The sequence below is a fragment of the Vibrio sp. Vb339 genome, from assembly GCF_902751245.1.
Lineage (GTDB): Bacteria > Pseudomonadota > Gammaproteobacteria > Enterobacterales > Vibrionaceae > Vibrio > Vibrio coralliirubri.
The window spans coordinates 1-3,226 of sequence record NZ_CADDIS010000022.1 but is presented as its reverse complement, the minus strand read 5'-3'; the positions used below and the strand labels follow the sequence as shown (position 1 = coordinate 3,226).

3 protein-coding genes and 1 pseudogene are annotated in these 3,226 nt (G+C 35.4%); all 4 read left to right on the top strand.

What is annotated here, in order from left to right:
• Positions 1–338: 338 nt before the first annotated feature.
• Positions 339–944 carry a LysE family translocator gene (locus HRQ85_RS25985; protein WP_172380982.1) on the top strand — a complete coding sequence of 202 codons (606 nt, stop codon included), beginning with the start codon at positions 339–341 and terminating at the stop codon, positions 942–944.
• 32 nt (positions 945–976) lie between these two features.
• Entirely contained in the window at positions 977–1,468 is a 492-nt protein-coding gene (locus HRQ85_RS25980) for an AAA family ATPase (RefSeq protein ID WP_172380981.1), read from the top strand.
• 221 nt (positions 1,469–1,689) lie between these two features.
• Positions 1,690–2,265: a class I SAM-dependent methyltransferase gene (locus HRQ85_RS25975; RefSeq protein WP_172380980.1), complete on the top strand. Its 576-nt coding sequence runs from the start codon at positions 1,690–1,692 to the stop codon at positions 2,263–2,265.
• A gap of 754 nt (positions 2,266–3,019) precedes the next feature.
• Positions 3,020–3,226 (top strand): annotated as a pseudogene (locus HRQ85_RS26140) (OmpA family protein); the annotation flags it as partial.

Below are 3,226 nucleotides of genomic sequence, written 5' to 3'. Positions count from 1 at the left end.
CCTTTAAACATTATAATTCAGGGTGTCGAGTCGAAATTAGGTAAATATTAACCTATAAAACCAGACTTTGCGACAAAACCGTCAGACTTTATTGAGAAGTACGAACAGTTAAAAACGAATGTAATCATCATATTCTTAAATGGAGTAAGCGAAACGAGTTCACCAAGGAGTCGTGTATGATTTTGAAGTTAATACGAAAAGTCAAACGTCTGAAGAAATTAAAGCCTTCATTACTAATTAAGTTTTACTTCGTTTCTTTCTAAACAGTAGTGATTGACACGAGCTGTATGTCGATAAAAAGTGGGTTAAATATTTCAAACATACATAAAAGGATAGGTATGAGCTTTGAATGGTTAATTTCTGTATTCACCTTCGCCGTTATCACAAGTGTGAGCCCAGGGTCTAATACGATCATGATTATGTCGTTAGGGGTTAATTACGGCATGAAAAAAAGTTTACCACATGGTTTTGGGATATGTGCAGGTTTTCCGATTATGATTATTGCAGTTGGACTGGGATTTTACCGATTATTTGACATTTTTCCTACACTACATAGTATTATCCAAATTTTAGGCATTGTGTACTTACTTTTCTTAGCATGGAAGATAGCCATTAGTGATACTAACCAAGATGTAAAGATAGCTTCAAAGCCTTTAACTATCACTGAAGCCGCAATTTTTCAATGGTTAAACCCTAAAGCTTGGGTTGTTGCGGTCGGTGCTATTGCAGCTTATACCAGTTTAAACATTTCACTATTTACTCAAATATTATCTATCTCATCCATCTTTTTTGTTGCAGTAATCGTCAGTGTTGGAACATGGTTATTTTTTGGAAAAGTTCTGTCTCAATTTTTAACATCGGCAAAAAATCAGCGAATATTTAACGGAGTAATGGGGATATCTTTAGCGTTACCAGTGATACCTAGCATTGTTGAACTGATTTAAGCTCTAACCTTAATCCACTTTAAGATTATATCATGCGAAAAATTATAATCATGGGCTGTAGTGGTTCAGGAAAATCGACATTAGCAAGAAAGCTTGGTGGTTTGTTAGATTTACCTGTTTATCACTTAGATAATCTCTACTGGAAACCAAACTGGGTAAAGCCAGACAAATCTAGTTGGTTGGAATTACAAGATAACCTTTTATCTGAGCCGTCATGGATTGTTGAAGGAAACTATCAAAGTACTATCCAGAAGCGGCTAGATGCTTGTGATACAGTTATATTTTTGGATGTTAACCGTTTCTCGTGCATATACAGAGTTATTAAAAGACGGATTTATCAATCTAACCGACCAGATCTGGCAGAAGGTTGTGATGATAAATTAGACATTACATTATTAAAATTTATCTGGAATTATAACAGGAATTTTAAGAAAACTAATTTGGCTGCCCTAAATCGATTACCGAGTACAAAAAGAGTATTTGTGGTTAAGTCAGCTAGAGAATTACTTAAACAATTACAATAAGATATATTTTTTCTGATAAATGAACATAAATTAGTCTCACCTTTCCCACCTAAAACTTGAAATTATTCACCATTGGTGAATTAAAAATCAAAAACCTTTGCTATAGACCTCATGATACTCTTTGAGTCATAGACATTTCAAAAGTGACAATTTACGCTTATAAGTGTAATAGTGGTGCATTTTGCTCTCTAATAAATTGTTATATGATTAGGAGTGACACATTGAGTAAGTGGGATAATGTCGCAGATATTGTTGATTTCAATCTTGAAATTTCAACGGAATATTTCACAGCATCAGTACCTAAAAATGCCAAAGTTCCTGATTTCGGTTGTGGCTATGGGCGCATTACAAGTCAGCTATATGAACTAGGGTATCACCACTTAATTGGAGTAGATTCCTCACTTGAAATGATTAAAAGAGGTAACAATGATCATTCATCGCTAGATTTACGTCACTTTTCAGGGAGTATTCTACCTTTTTCTGATAACGAGTTTGACTCAATTGTTACCTGTGCAGTGTTTACTTGTATTACGACTCAAACTGAACGTAAATACGTCATAGAAGAGCTTCATAGGGTTTTAAGACCCAACGGCATTCTCTATTTAGCTGAGTTTTGTTTAAATAATAGCCTTCGTTTCGAGTCATTTAAAGACGTTCCAATGTGGCATAGTAAACAAGAAGAACTCGTGCTCATGCTTGAGGGGTTCAATATTGAGTTATCTAATGTAGTTGAAAGCGCAACAATGTCAGGGCATGCAAGTAAAGCTAGCCATATTATTGCACGCAAAATCATATAACAAACGAGTATGGTTTCAATAGCTATCTTTTGGAGTGATTGTGATCCCAGGGTGTACATTTTGTAGCATGGTGTTGAGTATCCCCACCATTTACGAACACAGGCAATGATAGCCACTTTTTTGGGGCTTACCAGCAGCAAAACGTTGGTATGTAGCTTTAAAAATAGGATTACATTGCTGATATAGCCCAATTATGGAACGGTTGAGACTAATGTAACGGAAGCCACTTTCCCTATGCCACTACAATTTAAGGTTTTAAGGTAATTTTTCAACCCACACCTAGCATGCTTAAATGCATATCTATGCAGTTTGCGTTATGTTCAATTTTCTTATTTGAAAACAATAATTGGGGCAAAATCATTTAGGAATTGACCAATTCAAATTGTGATCACCAAGCAATTCTGTCGTACATTAATTACCACTGAAAACCTTCTTAGACATAAACGAAATTTCACATGCCTTTATTGAGGTTCAACCCAAAAGAAAGATAGGTTTGTTGCTACAATTGTGTACCCAAATAGGATGGTTTTCCTAGCTAAAATCCTGCATCTTCAAGTGGAACGGGTATATTTAACGTAACTGCACTCATGTATCAAAGGTTTGCGACAAAAACGAAAAACTACACCTCTGAGCTATTTGCTACAGAACTGTAAAAAGTCTAATATACATTTTTTTTATCGATAAATTCTATTTGTAAGTATTATCTATATTTTCAATAGTACCTATCGCTAACCTAAATGGCAACCTAAATATCATGAATAAAATAACATTACTTGCCTGCATTTTGAGCACTCCTGTGCTGGCGGCTGATATATCCCCTCAGTTTTTTATTGGAGCTAAGGGGGGATATCAATGGGCTCTAGACGACAATTACAATCACTCAAATCCAGAGGGCACAATTTTAGGTCTCTATAGCGGGTTACAGTTTACTCCCTCTTGGAGTTGGGATTTAGGCTACCAA